This window comes from Pseudomonas sp. 2822-15 (assembly GCF_002742515.1).
Lineage (GTDB): Bacteria > Pseudomonadota > Gammaproteobacteria > Pseudomonadales > Pseudomonadaceae > Aquipseudomonas > Aquipseudomonas salomonii.
The window spans coordinates 103,909-122,080 of the sequence record NZ_LJRY01000188.1 but is presented as its reverse complement, the minus strand read 5'-3'; the positions used below and the strand labels follow the sequence as shown (position 1 = coordinate 122,080).

General features: G+C 62.7%; 17 protein-coding genes. 13 read left to right on the top strand and 4 right to left on the bottom strand.

What is annotated here, in order from left to right:
- Window positions 1-3 precede the first annotated feature (3 nt).
- On the top strand, window positions 4-951 hold the full coding sequence (locus tag AOA59_RS19000) for a transporter (RefSeq protein WP_099488704.1): 948 nt from the start codon (window positions 4-6) through the stop codon (window positions 949-951).
- On the opposite strand, the gene mhpT is transcribed toward AOA59_RS19000, so the two are convergent.
- On the bottom strand, window positions 929-2,137 hold the full coding sequence (gene mhpT / locus AOA59_RS18995; RefSeq protein ID WP_099488703.1) for a 3-(3-hydroxy-phenyl)propionate transporter MhpT: 1,209 nt from the start codon (window positions 2,135-2,137) through the stop codon (window positions 929-931). The genes AOA59_RS19000 and mhpT overlap by 23 nt on opposite strands.
- A gap of 306 nt (window positions 2,138-2,443) precedes the next feature.
- Between mhpT and AOA59_RS18990 the strand changes: the two genes are divergently transcribed.
- The gene (locus tag AOA59_RS18990) at window positions 2,444-3,769 is read left to right on the top strand and encodes an OprD family porin (RefSeq protein WP_178076272.1); all 1,326 of its coding nucleotides are present in this window, start codon (window positions 2,444-2,446) and stop codon (window positions 3,767-3,769) included.
- Window positions 3,770-3,774: 5 nt separating this feature from the next.
- Here the strand turns inward: AOA59_RS18990 and AOA59_RS18985 are convergent, their stop codons facing one another.
- Window positions 3,775-4,263 carry a MarR family winged helix-turn-helix transcriptional regulator gene (locus tag AOA59_RS18985; protein ID WP_056858004.1) on the bottom strand — a complete coding sequence of 163 codons (489 nt, stop codon included), beginning with the start codon at window positions 4,261-4,263 and terminating at the stop codon, window positions 3,775-3,777.
- A gap of 213 nt (window positions 4,264-4,476) precedes the next feature.
- Between AOA59_RS18985 and AOA59_RS18980 the strand changes: the two genes are divergently transcribed.
- The 6 genes from AOA59_RS18980 (at window position 4,477) to AOA59_RS18955 (ending at window position 12,548) form a co-directional block, all read left to right on the top strand.
- The gene (locus tag AOA59_RS18980; RefSeq protein ID WP_017139056.1) at window positions 4,477-5,307 is read left to right on the top strand and encodes a p-hydroxycinnamoyl CoA hydratase/lyase; all 831 of its coding nucleotides are present in this window, start codon (window positions 4,477-4,479) and stop codon (window positions 5,305-5,307) included.
- A gap of 76 nt (window positions 5,308-5,383) precedes the next feature.
- Window positions 5,384-6,832, top strand: a complete 1,449-nt coding sequence (locus tag AOA59_RS18975) for an aldehyde dehydrogenase (protein WP_099488701.1) — start codon at window positions 5,384-5,386, stop codon at window positions 6,830-6,832.
- 62 nt (window positions 6,833-6,894) lie between these two features.
- Window positions 6,895-8,769 (top strand): feruloyl-CoA synthase, encoded by a 1,875-nt coding sequence (locus AOA59_RS18970; RefSeq protein WP_099488717.1) that lies wholly within the window; start codon window positions 6,895-6,897, stop codon window positions 8,767-8,769.
- The gene (locus AOA59_RS18965) at window positions 8,766-10,001 is read left to right on the top strand and encodes a thiolase family protein (protein WP_099488700.1); all 1,236 of its coding nucleotides are present in this window, start codon (window positions 8,766-8,768) and stop codon (window positions 9,999-10,001) included. Before AOA59_RS18970 ends, AOA59_RS18965 begins: the two co-directional genes overlap by 4 nt.
- Before the next feature lie 35 nt (window positions 10,002-10,036).
- The gene (locus AOA59_RS18960) at window positions 10,037-11,779 is read left to right on the top strand and encodes an acyl-CoA dehydrogenase (protein WP_099488699.1); all 1,743 of its coding nucleotides are present in this window, start codon (window positions 10,037-10,039) and stop codon (window positions 11,777-11,779) included.
- 55 nt (window positions 11,780-11,834) lie between these two features.
- Complete coding sequence (locus AOA59_RS18955; protein ID WP_069785900.1) at window positions 11,835-12,548, top strand: GntR family transcriptional regulator; 714 nt, start codon at window positions 11,835-11,837, stop codon at window positions 12,546-12,548.
- Window positions 12,549-12,554: 6 nt separating this feature from the next.
- On the opposite strand, the gene AOA59_RS18950 is transcribed toward AOA59_RS18955, so the two are convergent.
- Entirely contained in the window at window positions 12,555-13,505 is a 951-nt protein-coding gene (locus AOA59_RS18950; RefSeq protein ID WP_065931456.1) for a PDR/VanB family oxidoreductase, read from the bottom strand.
- A 29-nt stretch (window positions 13,506-13,534) separates the two neighbouring features.
- A complete protein-coding gene (locus AOA59_RS18945) occupies window positions 13,535-14,596 on the bottom strand; it encodes an aromatic ring-hydroxylating dioxygenase subunit alpha (RefSeq protein ID WP_099488698.1) in 1,062 nt (353 codons plus the stop codon).
- Here AOA59_RS18945 and AOA59_RS32055 point away from each other — a divergent pair.
- The 5 genes from AOA59_RS32055 (at window position 14,595) to AOA59_RS18925 (ending at window position 18,155) form a co-directional block, all read left to right on the top strand.
- Window positions 14,595-14,879, top strand: coding sequence for a hypothetical protein (locus tag AOA59_RS32055; protein WP_143522792.1), 285 nt, complete (start codon window positions 14,595-14,597; stop codon window positions 14,877-14,879). The two genes, AOA59_RS18945 and AOA59_RS32055, sit on opposite strands and share 2 nt — an antisense overlap.
- Window positions 14,880-15,029: 150 nt before the next feature.
- A complete protein-coding gene (locus AOA59_RS18940) occupies window positions 15,030-15,698 on the top strand; it encodes a GntR family transcriptional regulator (RefSeq protein ID WP_099488697.1) in 669 nt (222 codons plus the stop codon).
- Window positions 15,699-15,774: 76 nt separating this feature from the next.
- Window positions 15,775-16,584: an ABC transporter substrate-binding protein gene (locus tag AOA59_RS18935; protein ID WP_099488696.1), complete on the top strand. Its 810-nt coding sequence runs from the start codon at window positions 15,775-15,777 to the stop codon at window positions 16,582-16,584.
- Between the two features lie 12 nt (window positions 16,585-16,596).
- Window positions 16,597-17,373, top strand: a complete 777-nt coding sequence (locus AOA59_RS18930; RefSeq protein ID WP_003236553.1) for an amino acid ABC transporter permease — start codon at window positions 16,597-16,599, stop codon at window positions 17,371-17,373.
- Between the two features lie 2 nt (window positions 17,374-17,375).
- The gene (locus AOA59_RS18925) at window positions 17,376-18,155 is read left to right on the top strand and encodes an amino acid ABC transporter ATP-binding protein (RefSeq protein WP_065888097.1); all 780 of its coding nucleotides are present in this window, start codon (window positions 17,376-17,378) and stop codon (window positions 18,153-18,155) included.
- Window positions 18,156-18,172 lie beyond the last annotated feature (17 nt).

The window sequence follows — 18,172 nt, the reverse complement described above, 5'->3', positions numbered from 1 at the left end:
AAGATGCTCAAGTCTATCTTGCGGACGGTTGCGGCCACGACATTTGTCGCGCTGACATCGACTGCCCATGCTTACGACCTGCCCGGACTCAACCTCGGCACCACCAGTTTCTACGACGGCTCACCGGCCCCGGCGGGGCCTGGCTGGTACCTGGAGGAATACCTGACGTACTCCCGGGCGAGCCGTTTCAATGATGCCCACGGCAACAAGCTGGCGTTGCCCAGGCAGGATGTGGAAGTGGTGGCGCCCACCACACAGATCATCTACGTCGGCCAACCCCTGGCCAATGGCGCGATGCCCGGCTTCACCTTGATCAACACCTCCCTGGCCCATGTAAATGTCGACGATGGGTTGAACAATGCGGCGCTGAGTTCCCGTGCCGGCTTTGGTGACTTGACGGTCGGTGCCTTCCTGCAACTGCCAACCCTGAACCGCGCCGATGGCAGCCCGCTGTTGACCCAGCGTGTGGAGGCTGATGTCTCGATCCCGGTGGGCGCCTATGACCGCAATCGTTCGATCAACCCCGGCAGCCACTTTTGGTCATTCAACCCGTATTACGCGGCGACGTACTGGTTGAGCCCGAAATGGTCGGCGAGCGGGCGTTTCATGTACCTGTGGAATGGCAAGAATGATGAGCCGCAGGCAGGCTTCGGGGATGTTTCCGATACCCAGGCCGGCCAGGCATTGCATGCCAACCTGACGCTGCAATATGCCTTGAGCCAGCAACTGAGCGTGGGGCTGAACGGCTATTGGTTGAAGCAGATCACCGACACCCAGGTTGACGGGCACGCCGTGAGCGGGCGCCGGGAAAGGGTCTGGGCCATTGGCCCAGGCCTGGTCTATGCGTTCAGCAAGGAAGAGGTGCTATCGGTAAACGCCTACTTTGAACAGCAGGCGCAGAACCGCACCGAGGGCAACAAACTGGTGCTCAATTGGCTGCATAAGTTCTAGCAGGCGCGGTACGCACCATCACGCTGATGATGGTCAGTGCGGCAATCACCACCCCGGGGGAGGTCGCCAGCAGTACCCCGGCGGTGCCGGCGCCGGCCGCGAGGAGTTGCCCGGCCGCCAGGGGCCCGGCCACCGAACCCAGGCGGCCAACGGCCACGGCGGCCCCGACGCCGGTGGCACGCACCGAGGTGGGATACGAGGGCGGTGCCGAGGCGTACAGCACCAATTGCGCAGCCATCACGAACAAGCCGGCGGCAAAGCCGGCAATGGCCATGGGCACAATGCCCACCGATAACCCGACCCCGGCCAACGCCGCGAGCAATCCGGCATACACCGACAGCACCACTTTGACGGCATTGCAGCGGTCCAGCAGCACGCCGCCGAGCAGGGAACCCAGGGCGCCGCCGATATTGAAGAGCATCTGCACCATGCCCGCCTGGGGTTTGCTGAAACCCTGTTCCAGCAACAGCGACGGCAGCCAGTTAAGCAGCATGTACATCACGGTCAGGGTGAAGAAGTAGCTGAGCCACAAGGCCAGCGTGGTACGTGCGCGACCTTCGCCGAACAGCGCCTGGCCGGTGGAGGGGCGGGCGCCGTCGGTGTTGTCGAGCTGTTGGCGAAAGGCACTGGATTCAGGCAGCAGCAGGATCATCAACGGCACGGCCAGCAAGGGCGCCAGGCCGCCGATAATAAACGTGGTCTGCCAGTGCTCACTGGAAAACATCGCCACCAGCGCGGCCAATGCTCCCCCCAGCGGCACCCCGCAGTACATCACGCTGATGGCCGTGCCACGGTTGCGCTCGCTCACCGCTTCGGCGCACAGCGCGATCAGGTTGGGTAACGCGGCGCCCAGGCCCAGGCCGGTGAGAAAACGCACCAGCAACAAGCTTGAGTAGCTCTCGACAAATGCGGTGCTCAGGGAAAACAACCCAAACAACAGCACGGCGCTGACCAGGATTTTCTTGCGCCCGATCCGGTCGGCAACCCAGCCACCGAAGAACGCCCCCGGCAGCAGGCCGATGATGCCGACGCTGAACACCCAGCCGAGCATCTTCGGATCCAGGGCGAAGGTTTGACGTAACCCGGCGGCGGCGGTGCCGGCGGCTTGCAGATCGAACCCTTCGATCAGCGCAACGATAAAGCACAACGCAATAGTCAGCGTCGAACGACGCGATGGACTGTCCATGGCAAACCTCATTGTTGTTTTTGTTGTGGTGGCGAGCTTGAGTGGCTGCTAAGGATTAAGATAACAAATATAACTAAAAAATGAATCGTGGAATAAAATCAGTAAAAAAACAGAATAAAGTCAATAAATTCAATGGATTGAGATGCTCGTCTGTTCGTGTCTAAAAAATAGATAGCTTTATTAATGTTCGATTATCGGTCATTTGCGGTTGACGAGTACCCTGGGCTGTTTCCATTCTTGGCTCGCGAGGCTGACAGGGCCGAGCGTGTGCCAACCCAATAACAACAACAAAAATGGACATCGAACATGCCAGAACTCCCTATGGAGGGCGCCGTTGCCGCGGCGTCCGTCTCCTGTGTGTCGAACACCACTCCACGCCGGCTGATGGCGTTGCTGGCCTTGAGCGTGCTGCCCGGTTCGCTGTGGGCTGCAGGCTTTATCGACGACAGCCACGGCACCCTGACCTTGCGCAATTACTACCTGGACCGTGACTACAAGGACGACGGTGCGAAGACCGCCGCACGGGAATGGGCCCAGGCGTTCATCCTCAACCTGGAATCGGGTTACACCCCTGGCCCGGTAGGCTTTGGCCTGGATGTACGCGGGTTGATGGGGGTCAAGCTCGACTCTTCGCCGGACCGCAGCGGTACCGAGTTGTTGCCGGTGTCGGCCAGCGACAAGCGCGCCGCCGACGAGTATTCGCGTCTGGCCCCAACCGCCAAGCTGCGGTTCGCACAAACCACGTTCAAGGCCGGCGATGTGTCGATCTTCCTGCCGTTTGCCTTTGCCAGTCCGTCGCGGCTGCTGCCGCAAACGTTTCGCGGCACCACGTTGAGCTCCAAGGACATCGATGGCCTGACCCTCAACACGGGCTATATCGACCGCATCAACAAACGCGACTCCACCGACTACCAGGCCATGACCATCGCCTCACCCAACCGGCGCTTCAACGCCACCGCCACCACCTCGCACCTGGCTTACGTCGGCGGTGATTACCAGGTCAACAAAGACCTCAGCCTGCGGGTCTATCACTCGCAGATCGCGGACCTCTACCAGCAGGACACTCTGGCGCTGCTGCACAACCTGCCGGTGGGTGATGGCGTGCTCACCAGCGACCTGCGCAGTTTTTTCAGCCGTGAGGATGGCAGTGCCAAGGCGGGCAAGGTGGATAACCGCAACCTCTCGGCGTTGTTTGGCTATCGCCTGGGCGGCCATCGCGTCAGCCTTGGCTACATGCACTCAAGCGGGGAGACGGCCACGCCCTATATCTCGGGAACGGAGCTGATGGGCATGAGCGAACTGACCATGAGCTCGGACTTTCTCAACGCCAAGGAGCGCACCTGGCAAGCCATCTACGACTATGACTTCGCGGCATCGGGTGTGCCGGGGCTCAAGACTCGGCTGCGCTATGTGCGTGGCGACCACATCGAACTGGCCGCGTTGAACGCCGAGGATCGCAAGGAGCGCGAGTTCCAGATGGAACTGGGGTATGTGATTCAGAGCGGTCCGCTGAAGAACGTCGGGTTCATGGCGCGCAAGTCGATCTACCGCAATGACTTCCCGAGCGGCGCGGCTTTTCGCGATGAAAACCAGACCCGTTTCCTGGTGCTCTACACCGTGGCGCTCTGGTAGGCCGATCAGTCCTGGTAGACCTTCTTCAGCAAGCGCAGCAGCTCTTCACGTTCCTGGCCGTCGAGGGCGGCCGTGGCGTCGAGGTCACTCTGGGCGGCGATCGCCTTGAGTTCCTTGAGCAGGGTTTCGCCGCTCTTGCTGAGGAAGATCCCGTAGGAGCGCTTGTCAGGTTTGCAGCGTACCCGCACGGCCAGAGCGCGGCTTTCCAGCTTGTTCAGCAACGGCACCACTTGGGGCGGCTCGATGGCCAGGGCGCGGGCCAGGTCGGCCTGCATCAGCCCGGGGTTTTGCTCGATGATCGCCAGGGCCGAAAACTGTGCAGGGCGCAGGTCGTGGTCCGACAACCGGCCGATCAGGTTCTGGAACAGCTTGAGCTGGGCGCGGCGCATGGCGTAACCGATCAGATCGTCCAGGGCTGAATCCAGCGGCGGCCGTACCTCGTCGTTGTCGGGCAGGGCCTGGCTGGCGGTGGCGATGTTGGAAGGCTTGGCCATTGGCAGTGCAATCCTCAAAAGGTGCAGGTTAATAAGGCTATCTAGTTTGCCGGTGTTGGCACGCTATGGCTATGCCGGGTTTTCACAGCGCCTGCAACGCGTGGGTTTTAAGCAGGAAAAATATTGGTTATCAAGATTAATAGTTAATTGACATAACTATATTTGCGGTTTAATTTCGAATCATCTTCACACCCAGAACAAGAGCGTACCGCCATGAGCAATTACGAAGGCCGTTGGACCACAGTCAAGGTTGAGATCGAAGAAGGCATTGCCTGGGTCATTCTCAATCGTCCGGAAAAACGCAACGCCATGAGCCCGACCCTGAACCGGGAAATGATCGACGTTCTGGAAACCCTTGAGCAGGACCCTGCCGCCGGCGTGCTGGTTCTCACCGGTGCGGGCGAAGCCTGGACGGCGGGCATGGACCTCAAGGAATACTTCCGCGAAGTGGATGCCGGCCCGGAAATTCTCCAGGAAAAAATCCGCCGCGAAGCCTCGCAATGGCAATGGAAACTGCTGCGCATGTACGCCAAACCGACCATCGCCATGGTCAATGGCTGGTGCTTCGGCGGTGGCTTCAGCCCGCTGGTGGCGTGCGACCTGGCGATCTGCGCCGACGAAGCGACCTTCGGCCTCTCGGAAATCAACTGGGGCATCCCGCCGGGCAACCTGGTGAGCAAGGCCATGGCCGACACCGTGGGCCATCGTCAATCGCTGTACTACATCATGACCGGCAAGACCTTTGGCGGGCAGAAAGCCGCGCAAATGGGCCTGGTCAACGAAAGCGTGCCCCTGGCTCAACTGCGCGAAGTGACCATCGAACTGGCGCGCAACCTGCTGGAGAAAAACCCGGTGGTGCTGCGTGCGGCCAAGCATGGCTTCAAGCGCTGCCGCGAACTGACCTGGGAGCAGAACGAGGATTACCTCTACGCCAAGCTCGACCAGTCGCGCCTGCTCGACACCGAAGGCGGTCGCGAGCAGGGCATGAAACAGTTCCTCGACGACAAGAGCATCAAGCCTGGCCTGCAGGCCTATAAACGCTGAAGGGCGCGGCCGTCTGGCCGCGCCGTTGTACCCTGCTTGAACGTATTCCCGATAAAGACAATAAAGAGGAATCACCATGCTGGACGTGCCCCTGTTGATCGGCGGCCAGTCGTGCCCCGCCCGTGACGGTCGAACCTTCGAACGTCGCAACCCGGTGACCGGTGAAGTGGTCTCGCGGGTGGCTGCGGCGACCCTGGAAGATGCCGATGCCGCGGTCGCCGCCGCCCACGCCGCATTCCCCGCGTGGGCGGCGCTGGCGCCCAACGAACGCCGCACCCGCTTGCTCAACGCTGCCGAGCAATTGCAGGCGCGCAGCAGCGAATTCATCGCCGCCGCCGGCGAGACCGGCGCCATGGCCAACTGGTATGGCTTCAACGTGCGTCTGGCGGCCAATATGCTGCGCGAAGCGGCGTCGATGACCACCCAGATTACGGGGGAGGTGATCCCCTCCGATGTTCCCGGCAGTTTCGCCATGGCCTTGCGTCAACCTTGCGGTGTGGTGCTGGGCATCGCGCCGTGGAACGCTCCGGTCATCCTCGCCACGCGCGCCATCGCCATGCCGCTGGCCTGCGGTAACACCGTGGTGCTCAAGGCCTCGGAGCTGAGCCCGGCGGTGCACCGCCTGATCGGCCAGGTGTTGCAGGACGCCGGCCTGGGCGATGGCGTGGTCAACGTCATCAGCAATGCCCCGGCCGATGCCGCCGCGATTGTCGAGCGGTTGATCGCCAACCCGGCCGTGCGGCGGGTCAACTTCACCGGCTCGACCCATGTCGGGCGGATTGTCGGCGAGCTCTCGGCCCGCCACCTCAAGCCGGCGTTGCTGGAGTTGGGCGGCAAGGCGCCGTTGCTGGTGCTCGACGATGCCGATCTTGACGCGGCTGTGGCGGCGGCGGCCTTTGGCGCCTATTTCAACCAGGGCCAGATTTGCATGTCCACCGAACGCCTGATCGTCGATGCCAGGGTCGCCGATGCGTTCACCGCCAAGCTGGCGGCCAAGGTCGCGACCCTGCGTGCGGGTGACCCCGCTGCGGCGGATTCGGTACTCGGTTCCCTGGTGGACGCCAGCGCCGGCACACGCATCAAGGCCCTGATCGACGATGCCCTCGCCAAAGGCGCGCGGCTGGTGGTGGGCGGCCAACTGGAGGGCAGCATCCTGCAGCCGACCCTGATCGATGGCGTCACCGAACACATGCGCCTGTACCGCGAAGAGTCCTTTGGCCCGGTGGCCGTCCTGCTGCGTGGTGAGGGTGATGAAGCCTTGTTGCGCCTGGCCAACGACTCCGAGTTCGGCCTGTCGGCGGCGATCTTCAGTCGCGACACCGGGCGCGCGCTGGCACTGGCGCAGCGGCTCGAGTCGGGTATTTGCCATATCAACGGCCCGACCGTGCATGACGAGGCGCAGATGCCGTTTGGTGGGGTCAAGTCCAGTGGATACGGCAGTTTTGGTGGCAAGGCGTCCATTGAGCACTTCACGCAATTGCGCTGGGTGACCTTGCAGAACGGGCCACGGCATTACCCGATCTGAGCAGTTGCTGCGACATAACAATAACAAGGCGGCTGTGATCCGCCTTGCTGGAGGACAACCTTGTGAGTTCCGAATTCCGAGCGCAACCCCAGCCCGCACCGCGATACCGCGAGGTCTCCATCGGCCACGCAGCGGTGGCGGTCACTGAAGAACACGGCGTGTTGCACATGCGCTCCCTGGAACCCCTGGCCGAGTTGCCGGCGCGCCTGCTCGATCGCCTGGTGCATTGGGCGCGGGTACGGCCCGAGCAGACGTTTATCGCGGCACGCCAGGCCGGTGGGGATTGGCGCCGTGTCAGCTACCGCGAGATGCTCGACAGCGTGCGCGCGATTGCCCAGGGCCTGCTCAACTACGGGCTGTCGGCGGACAAGCCCCTGGCCTTGCTGTCCGGCAACGATATCGAGCATTTGCAGGTCGCCCTCGGCGCGATGTACGCCGGCATTCCCTACTGCCCGGTCTCGCCCGCGTATTCGCTGTTGTCCCAGGATTTCGCCAAGCTGCGGCATGTGTGCGACCTGCTGCAACCGGGCTTGGTGTTTGTCAGCGATGCGGCGCTGTACCAGCGCGCCATCGACGCCGTCTTGCCGGCCGAGACCCCGTTGATCAGCGTGCGCGGCCACGTTCCCGGGCGTACTCAGGCCAGCTTTGCCAGCCTGCTGCAAACGCCGGGTGGCGCCGAGGCCGAAGCGGCGTTCGACGCCACCGGCCCCGACAGCATCGCCAAGTTTCTCTTCACCTCGGGCTCGACCAAATTGCCCAAGGCCGTGATCACCACGCAGCGCATGCTCTGCGCCAACCAGCAGATGCTGTTGCAGACGTTTCCGGTGTTCGGTGAGGAGCCGCCGGTGCTGGTGGACTGGCTGCCGTGGAATCACACTTTTGGCGGCAGCCACAACGTCGGTATCGTGCTCTACAACGGTGGCACCTTTTATCTGGACGACGGCAAGCCCACGGTCCAGGGTTTTGCCCAGACCTTGCGCAACCTCAAGGAGATTTCGCCCACGGCTTACCTGACGGTGCCCAAGGGCTGGGAAGAACTGGTCAACGCCCTGGAACAGGACGCCGAGTTGCGCGAGCGTTTTTTTGCGCGGATGAACCTGTTCTTCTTCGCCGCCGCCGGCCTGTCTCAAAGTATCTGGGATCGCCTCGATCGCGTGGCCGAGCAGCACTGCGGTGAACGCATCCGCATGATGGCCGGGCTGGGCATGACCGAAGCCGCGCCGTCCTGCACCTTCACCACCGGGCCGTTGTCCATGGCCGGCTATATCGGTTTGCCCGCGCCGGGCTGCGAGGTGCGCCTGGTGCCGGTGGACGGCAAGTTCGAAGGGCGCTTTCGCGGGCCGCATATCATGCCGGGTTACTGGCGGGCGCCCCAGCAAACCGCCGAGGTGTTCGATGAACACGGGTTCTACTGTTCAGGAGACGCGATCAAGCTCGCCGACCCTCGGCAGCCGCAACTGGGCCTGATGTTCGATGGGCGAATAGCCGAGGATTTCAAGCTCTCTTCCGGGGTGTTTGTCAGCGTGGGTCCGTTGCGCAATCGCGCGGTGCTCGACGGCTCGCCCTATGTGCAGGACCTGGTGATTACCGCGCCCGATCGCGAGTGCCTTGGAGCACTGGTGTTCCCAAGGCTCTACGAATGCCGTCGGCTGGCGGGCCTGGACGCCGCCGCCAGCGACGCCGACGTGCTCGGCAGCGCGCCGGTGCGCCAGTGGTTCGGCGACTGGTTGCAACGCCTCAATCGCGAGGCCACCGGCAATGCCAGTCGCCTGGAATGGATTGCCTTGCTCGACGAGCCGGCGTCCATCGACCGTGGGGAAATCACCGACAAAGGTTCGATCAACCAGCGCGCCGTGCTGCAATGGCGCGCGGCCAAGGTCGAGGCGTTGTATCGCGGCGAAGAGGCCACGATCCTGCGCGCCGAGCCCAAGCCTTGAACGGGCAGTTTTCGGCATTTGCCGATGTGGCGATTCTCGAGGCCGTGCGCACCCCCTGGATTGACCTGGGTGGCGCACTGTCTCAGGTCTCACCCATCGACCTGGGGATCAAGGTTGGCCGTGAGGTCATGGCCCGGGCCGGTATTGAACCGCAGGCAGTGGACAGCGTTCTGGCCGGGTCCATGGCCCAGGCCAGTTTCGATGCCTACTTGCTGCCACGGCATATCGGCTTGTACAGCGGGGTGGCGCAAGCGGTCCCGGCACTGGGGGTGCAGCGCATCTGCGCCACCGGTTTCGAACTGTTGCGCCAGGCTGCCGGGCAACTGCGGGACGGCGTGCAGCTGGCCTTGTGTGTGGCCAGTGAATCCATGTCGCGCAACCCCATCGCGGCTTACACCCACAGGGGCGGGTTTCGTCTGGGTGGCGAGGTCCAGTTCAAGGACTTTCTGTGGGAAGCCCTGTACGACCCGGCCCCGGGCCTGGACATGATCGCCACGGCCGACAACCTGGCGCGCCGTTATGGCCTTAGCCGCGAGGCGGTGGACCGCTACGCCTGCACCAGCCACCAGCGAGCGTTGCAGGCGCAGCGTGACGGCGTTTGGGTTGACGAGGTGGTGGCGGTCGATAACCAGGTATTCGAGCTTGAGGGATACCAGCCCAGAGGCATCAGCCTGGCGCGTCGGACCGCTGCCGTCAGTGAGGACAGCCACCCTCGGCCCACCGACCTTGCGAGCCTGACACGCTTGCGCGCCGTGCATCTGGGCGGCGTGCAAACCGCCGGCAACAGTTGTGCCGTGGTGGATGGCGCGGCGGCGGCGTTGGTGGGCCGCGCCTCGGCCTGCACGCGGCCGGCCCTGGCGCGGTTGCTGGCCAGCGCGGTGGTCGGCGTGGCCCCCGAGTTCATGGGCATCGGCCCGGCACCGGCGATTCGTCTGCTGCTGCAACGCAGCGGGTTGAATCTGGATGACATCGGCCGCTTCGAGATCAACGAAGCCCAGGCCGCCCAAGTGCTGGCGGTGGCCCATGAACTTGAGCTGGACAGCACCCGCCTCAACGCCCAGGGCGGCTCGCTGGCACTCGGGCATCCATTGGCTGCCACAGGCCTGCGCCTGGTCATGTCCCTGGCCCGGCAACTGCGTCAGCACAACCTGCGCTACGGGATTGCCGCGGCGTGTGTGGGCGGCGGGCAGGGCATGGCGCTGCTGATCGAGAACCCTGCTTTTCGCGCTTGAGTGCGTGATTCTTTTTTAGTCGATGAGGTGTCCCGATGTGGAGCTATGAGGCGCCCCTGCGCGATATGCAATTTGTCCTCGAACACTGGTTGCAGGCGCCCGACAGCTGGCGACGCAACCCGGCGTTCGAGGCCCTCGACCTGCCGCTGGCATTACAAGTATTGGAGGAGGCGGCACGCTTCAGCCAGGGCGTGCTGGCGCCGTTGAACAGCCACGGTGATCGTCAGGGCTGCCGCTGGCAGGCGGGCCAGGTCAGCACCCCGGACGGCTTCGTCGAGGCCTATCGTGCTTACGTCGAGGGTGGCTGGCCGGCGCTGGCGTGCGCCCAAGAGCAGGGCGGGCAGGGCCTGCCGCAACTGCTCGACGCGGCGCTGCAAGAGATGCTCTACGCCAGCAACCATGCCTGGGCCATGTACACCGGGATCGCCCACGGCGCCTACCTGTGCCTCAAGACTCACGCCGACCCTTGGTTGCAGGCACGCTACCTGCCGGAGATTGTCTGTGGCCAGGCGTTGCCCACCATGTGCCTGACCGAATCCCAGGCTGGCAGCGATGTCGGTTTGCTGCGCTGTCGCGCTGAACCCCAGGCGGATGGCAGCTGTCGCTTGAGCGGCAGCAAGCTGTTTATCTCCGGCGGTGAGCATGACCTCACGGCCAATATTCTGCACCTGGTGCTGGCGCGCCTGCCCGATGCGCCGCCGGGCAGTCGCGGCATTTCACTGTTCCTGGTCCCCAGGCAGCTGGACGATGGCCGGGCCAATGGTGTGCATTGCGACGGTATCGAACACAAGATGGGCATCAAGGGCAGCGCCACCTGCTCCCTGGTATTCAACGCCGCCCAGGGCTGGCTGATCGGCAAGGCCAATCAGGGCCTGGCGGCGATGTTCGTGATGATGAATTCGGCGCGCCTGCATGTCGGCCTGCAAGGCCTGGGGCATGTCGAGGCGGCTTGGCAGAATGCCCGGCAGTACGCTGCCGAGCGTGTGCAGATGCGTGCACCGTCCAGGCCCGAAGAGGTGGCGGCCCAGGCCGCTGACCCGATCCGTTATCACCCGGCCATGCGCCGCGTGTTGCTGGAGTTGCGCACCACCAGCGAGGGCATGCGTGCCATCGGCTATTGGGCGGCGCACCTGCTGGATCAGGCCGAGCATGGCGAGGACGCCTCGGCGGCCCGGTTGGCGCCTTTGCTGACGCCCATCATCAAGGCGTTTTTTACCGAACAGGGCTTTCGCCAGGCCAGCAATGCGCTGCAGGTATTTGGCGGTTACGGCTATGTCACCGAGTTCGCCATCGAGCAAACCCTGCGGGACAGTCGCATCGCGATGATCTACGAGGGCAGTAACGAGATCCAGGCCAATGACCTGTTGCTGCGCAAAGTGCTCGGGGATGAAGGTCAAGCCTTTGGCCTGCTGCTGGCCGTGTTGCGTGCCGAGGCCGGGCAGGGCGTGCAGTCTGTCGAGTGCGCAGGGTTCGCCCGCGCATTGGGCAGCCTGTGCGACGCGCTGGCCAGTGTGGTGAGCGCCGTGCGTGAACGCGCGCAGGAAGACAGTGAATACCCCTATCGGGCCGCGCCGGATTTCCTCCAGCTCTGTGGCGTGGCGTTGCTGGCCTTTGCCTGGGCGCGGGCTGCGCGGGTCTCCAGGGCATTGCCCGAAGACGATCCATTGCGTGCCGCCAAGCTGCAAAGCGCCGGGTTCTTTTTCGATTACCTGCCGTCGCGGCTCGCGCAACACCTGGGTGCCATAGAGGCGGCGCGCGCCGCACTGGCGTTCGTCTGACGGGATCGGATGCTTGCGGTACTATGGCAGGCCACGTGTTCTGGAAGTTGCCTGGATGAGTAAGCCCGGTCAATTGGTGCTGGTTGCACTGCGCAAGATGATTGCCAACGGTGAGTTGGTGGCGGGGGAGCGCCTGATGGAAACCCCTACGGCGCAACGCTTTGGTGTGTCGCGCATGCCCGTGCGCATGGCATTTCGTACCCTGGAGCAGGAAGGGCTGCTGGTGCCGTTCGGCGGGCGCGGCTATCAGGTGCGGTCGGTCAGCCCCAGTGACATTGCCGGCGCCGTCGAAGTGCGCGGTGTGCTGGAAGGCCTGGCTGCGCGGCAAGCCGCCGAGCATGGTCTTTGCGATGCGGCGCGTGCGGCGCTGGAGCGCTGCCTGGTGGAAGGCGACCAACTGTTCGACAAAGGCTACGTGACTGAAGAGGACCTTGAGGTTTACCACGACCTGAACATGCGCTTTCACCAGGTCATTGTGGAGGGCAGCCATAACCCGGCGATCACCGATGCGCTGGCACGCAATGATCACCTGCCCTTCGCATCGGTGACCGCGCTGGCGGTGGATCGTGAGGACATGGCTCGTGAGTACCGGCGCTTCAACTATGCCCACATGCAGCATCACTCGGTGTTCGATGCCCTGGTCAATCGCCAGGGCGCGCGCGCCGAAGCCATCATGCGCGAACACGCCAATGCGACGTTGCGTTATGCCGAGATCTTCAGTTCAGCCACCGCCGACGCGCGCATGAAGGTGATTTTGCCCGCGTCGTGACACGGTTCAGATGTCGAGCACCAACAGTGGGGTTTTCGAGCGTGAGCAGCAGGGCGTGAACTGGTCGTTCAGCGCCTGTTCCTGCTCGGTGAGGAACAGGTCGCGGTGCTCCGGGATGCCGTCCAGCACACGGGTCAGGCAGGTGCCGCAGATCCCTTGTTCGCAGGACACGGCAATCTCGATGCCCTGGCTTTCCAGGACCTGGACCACGGTCTTGTCGGCGGGGATCGTGAAGACCTGGCCGCTGCTGCCGAGCTTCACCGAAAAGCTGCCGTCGAGGCTGTTGTCCACTGGCGCCGCCGAGAAGTACTCGCGATGCAGGCAATCCTCTTGCCAGCCTTGGGCCCGCGCGCTGTCGAGCACGTGTTGCATGAAACCGCCGGGGCCGCAGACATACAGGTGCACATCGTCTGCGGGCGCAGCCAACACCTCGGCAGTCTTGAGGGCTGTGTGGGGCTGCTCATCGAAATGCAGGAACACGCGCTCGGCAAACGGTGACGCCTTTAGCCGCTGTACAAACGCCGCACGTTCACTGGCGCGGGCACAATAATGCAGGTCGAAGTCGGCACCTGCATGGGCGAGGCGCTCGGCCATGCACAGGATCGGGGTGATGCCGATGCCGCCGGCGAACAGCAGGCTGCGTCGTGCTTCATGGGCGAGGGGGAATAGGTTGCGTGGTTCGCTGATCCTCAGGTGGGCGCCCTCGTGTACCTGCTCGTGCAAGCTGCGCGAGCCGCCGCGAGAAGCCGGGTCGTTGAGTACGCCGATCAGATAGCGATGACGCTCCTCGGGGTGATTGCACAGCGAATACTGGCGCACCAGCCCGTCCGGCAGATGCACGTCAATGTGCGCGCCGGCACTGAAGGCGGGCAGCGGCTGGCCATCGACCCTGGCCAGTTCATAGCTGCAAATGTCCTGGGCTTCGTTATTACGGGATACCACCACCACATCGATCATGTTCGGTCCTCGCAGAGTTGTCGCGCCGTTCAGGCGGTGGTGGTCGTGATCAGCTGTGGTTCGAGGGTGCGTTCCTTGGCAATCAGTCGCTCCAGGATTTTGCGCGACTGCACGCCGCCGGCATCGATATTCAACTTGAGCAGGTTGCGTTGCGGGTGGGCCAGCAGGTTCTGCTGCTGACGTTCGAGCATCTCCAGGTCTTCGCTGAAAATCTTCCCTTGGCCTTCGCGAATGCTGGCGGTCAGCGCCTCATCGTGAGGGTTGAAGTTGCGCGCCATGCCCCAGAAATACCAGATCGACGTCTCGGTTTGCGGGGTGATGAAGTCGACCACGATGCTTGCCGCCTTGTGTTCGGGCGCTGCGTGGTAGCCGCCCTTGCCGGCGTGGGCCACGCCGACTTCGATCAGCACGTGGCTGGGCGGAGTGAAGCGACAGATCTGCCAGCGGTCCACCGGCACATCGTCGGCGAGGTTGTTGCCGCGCAGGGCCATGCGCCAGAACGGCGGAGCCAGGATGTTTTCCATGTGCCGGGCGGTGACGACTTCGTCGCCTTCAACCGTGGTGACGGGAGGCGCTTGATCGATTTCCTTTTGGCCGATGCTGGAAGCGTGGACGTAGGTTTCGTGGGTCAGGTCCATCAGGTTGTCGATCATCAGGCGGTAATCACACTGGATATCAAACAGCCCGCCGCCGTACGCCCACTGGTCACTCACTGCCCACTCCAGGTGATGAATCAGCGCCGGGTCGGCAAGGGCCTGATCGCCGGGCCATACCCAGATAAAGCCATAGCGTTCAACCGCGGCAAAGGTCTTGTTGCACGGAAAACCACGCACCCGCTGCCCGGGCATTTCGACGGTCTTACCGTCGGCCCCCATGACCAGGCCATGATAGCCGCACACCAGGTTGCCATTTTCGACATAACCCAGTGAAAGCGGTGCGCCGCGATGGGGGCAGAAGTCCTCGATGGCGACGACGCTGCCGTGTGGGCCACGATAAAACACCATTTTTTCACCGCAGATCTGCCGACCCAGGGGGTTTTGGGCGATTTCATCGGGTGTGCAGGCGACGTACCAAGTGTTTTTGGGATACATGGCAACTCTCTGGCTGGTTAATTATTTTTGTTTAATGGATCCATTAAATTTCCAGAGCAGCTGGGAGTCAATGTATGAATCAGTATTTTTAAGGTTATTTTGGGCGATTATCGATCAATTCGATTTTACTGGATCCATTGATCGGGAAGCGTTTGATGCGCTGATGGCAAAAAAAGGCCTGCCAGAAAATACCCTGTGTAGATCATCAGGCGTCACCAGGCCCTTCACCGGACATCCGCTACTTTCTTGCGCAGAAATGGGAAGTTGCTGCGTCATTTGGTAGCAAATCGCTTTGCCCGCTTTGCGCAATTTTCCCCACCCGAATGGAAGACTTCATTTAAATCAATGAGTAACGTTCTGGGCGAGGTGTTGGCACGCGTTATGCTTTTTGTATTCGTGGATAATTGGATACAAAAATACAAAGAGGCCGCCAATGCAATTCGCTCCCGCTTATGTTGACCGCCAGCCCCTCACTGCCGAGGAGGAGGCCTACAACTTCCTCCTCGACGCCATCTGCGGCGGTCGTTTCCGCAAGGGCGACCGCCTGATCGCCGAGGATATCGCCGGCGAGATCGGCATGAGCCGCATGCCGGTGCGTGAGGCATTCCGCCGCCTGGATGCCCAGGGCCTGGTGACGCTGCGGCCCAATCGCGGTGCCATCGTCAGTGGCCTGGATATCGCTGAGCTGTACGAAGTGTTCGAGATGCGCAGCGCACTGGAAGGCCTGGCGGTGCGCGTCGCGGTCAGCCGCATCGGTGAGCGCCAGTTGGCGGCTCTGGAGCGCTTGCTGGACGAGATGGATGACTACCGCGACGAGAGCGCCGCGTGGGTCCGTTGCCACCGTGCCTTTCACGAATACCTGTGCGGGCTCAGCGGCCGGCCACGCTTGCTCAAGCAGATTTCAGCGTTGTATTCGCTGGTGGAAGCGCCCATGCGCTTGTGGCTGCAGCACAGCGAAAAACCCCTCGGTGCGCGCCAGGAACACGCGGTAATCCTCGACGCGATTCGCGCCGGTGACGCTGCCGGTGCCGAAGCTGTGGTACGCGAACACATCGAAAGCACCGTGCCGCTGCTGATTCAATTTCTGCAATTGGAAAAATAAAAGAGGCGGGGCCCACCCCGTCCATGTTTAGACGTTGATTACTGCCCCGTTATTTAACGAAGTGGAGTGTCTGGTCATGCATAAACAACACCGCGCCTTGCTGGTGGCTGTAACCCTGGGTCTCTGTACACAATGGGCCTGCGCCGCAGTCCAGGTGCCTGAGCGCCTGAAGAGCGTCGACAAACTCACCTATTGCTCGGGGATGGACTCACCGCCCCTGGTGTCCTTCGACGAATCCCAGAAACCGCGCGGGCTCACCGTCGACCTGGGCCTGGAAATCGCCAAGCGCCTGGGCAATAAAACCGTGCAATGGCGGGTCATCCCGTTTTCCGGCCTAGTGCCGGCACTGCTTGCCCAGCAGTGCGACATGATCGTCGACCAACTGTTCGACAAGCCCGAGCGCCGCCAGGTGATCGACATCGTCAACTACATGTACTCCAGCCAGGCGGTGGTGGTGCCCAAGGGCAACCCCAAAGGCATCAAGACCCTGGATGACCTGTCCACGCGCAAGGTGGCGGTGCTCAACGGCTCTACCATCAAGACCCTGCTCGATACCCAGAACGAGAGCCTCGCCAAGGCCGGCAAGCCACCGATGAAACTGGTGGTCTACAACACCGACACCGATGCGTTCCAGGCGCTGCGCATCAGCCAGGTGGACGCCTATGGCACCACCGTGGAAACCGCCGGTTACTACGCGGCGATGGCCCCGGAGCTGTTCCAGGAAGGGGTACCTGCATTCAGTCGCATCCTCACCGGCCTGGGCATGCGCAAGGACGACCCGCAACTGACCGCCGCCGTGCAGCAGATCATCAGCGACATGCGCAGCGACGGCAGCTATGTGCAATTGCTCAACAAATGGCATGTCAGCAGCGACACCCTTGACTGAGGTTCTACCACGATGAATTTCAATTGGGATGTGTTCTGGCAATACCTGCTGCAGCCCAGTGGGGTCTACCTCACCGGGTTGTGGCTGACTTGCCTGATCAGCGTGCTGGCGATGCTGCTCGGCTGTGCGCTGGGCCTGGCGGCCGCGCTGTTGCGCCTGTCGAAGAACCCGCTGCTGCACCTGCCGGTTCGCCTTTATGTGTGGCTGATGCGCGGCACGCCGTTGCTGGTGCAGATCGTGTTTTTGTACACCGCACTGGCAGCGGGCGGGATCTTCCGCTTCGAGGACATCGAGCTGTTCGGGCTGATCATCCCCGGCAATATCCAGGCGGCGATCATCGCCCTGGGCCTGAATGAAGGCGCGTACATGGCCGAAATCATCCGCGCCGGCATCGGCGCGGTGGACAAGGGCCAGTACGAAGCCGGGCGTTCCCTGGGCATGGGGTTCGGCAAGCTGATGCGGCGCATCGTGCTGCCCCAGGCGTTTCGAGTGATCGTGCCGCCGCTGGGCAATGAGTTCAATGTGATGCTCAAGAACACCACGCTGGTGAGTGTGATCGGTGTGCAGGAGTTGTTGCTCAGCACGCAGATGGTGACCTCGGCGACGTTTCGCGTATTCGAGCTGTACCTGGTCGTCGCGATTTACTTCCTGACCTTGACCACGCTGTGGGGCTTTTTCCAACGCTGGCTCGAAAACCGTTTCGGCCAGTCCGATCGACCTTCGGCGCCACCTCCGGCCGCCAGCCGCATGTTCGGACGCAGCACCCTTAAACTGCTGAGGGGACGTTAACCATGGCGCACCAAAGTGAAGAGCTGATCATTGACGCACAGGATATCCAGAAGTCGTTCGGCGAGTTGCAGATCCTCAAGGGCATCTCCCTGCAAGTGCGGCGTGGCGAAGTAGTGGTGCTGATCGGCGCCTCCGGCTCCGGCAAGACCACCTTTATCCGCTGTATCAACCTGCTCGAAGACATCCAGGGCGGGCGCATTCGCGTCAATGGCCGCGCCATGGGCTATCGCGAACGTGCCGATGGCAGCCTGGTGCGCGATTCGGAGCGCAACATCGCCCGTCAGCGCCGCGACATCGGCATGGTGTTCCAGCGCTTCAACCTGTTCCCGCACATGACCGCATTGGAAAACATCATCGAAGCGCCGATCCAGGTGCTCGGCGTACCGCGTGCCCAGGCGCTGGAACAGGCTCGGGGCTTGCTGGCGCGGGTCGGCCTGGCGGACAAGGCCAGTCACTATCCGTCGATGCTCTCCGGCGGCCAGCAGCAGCGGGTGGCGATAGCCCGTGCGCTGGCGATGAAACCCCAGGCGATGCTGTTCGACGAGCCCACCAGCGCCCTCGACCCGGAAACCGTCGGCGAAGTGCTGCAGGTGATGAAGGAGTTGGCCGAGGAGGGCATGACCATGGTGGTGGTCACCCATGAAATGGGCTTTGCCCGTGAAGTGGCCGACCGCGTGGTGGTGCTCGACCAGGGCGAGCTGATCGAACAAGGGCCGCCGGAGCAGATTTTCAGCCGTCCCAGCCATCCGCGTACCCGGGCGTTTCTCAGCCGCGTGTTATGACCTTTTTTTTGAAGAGC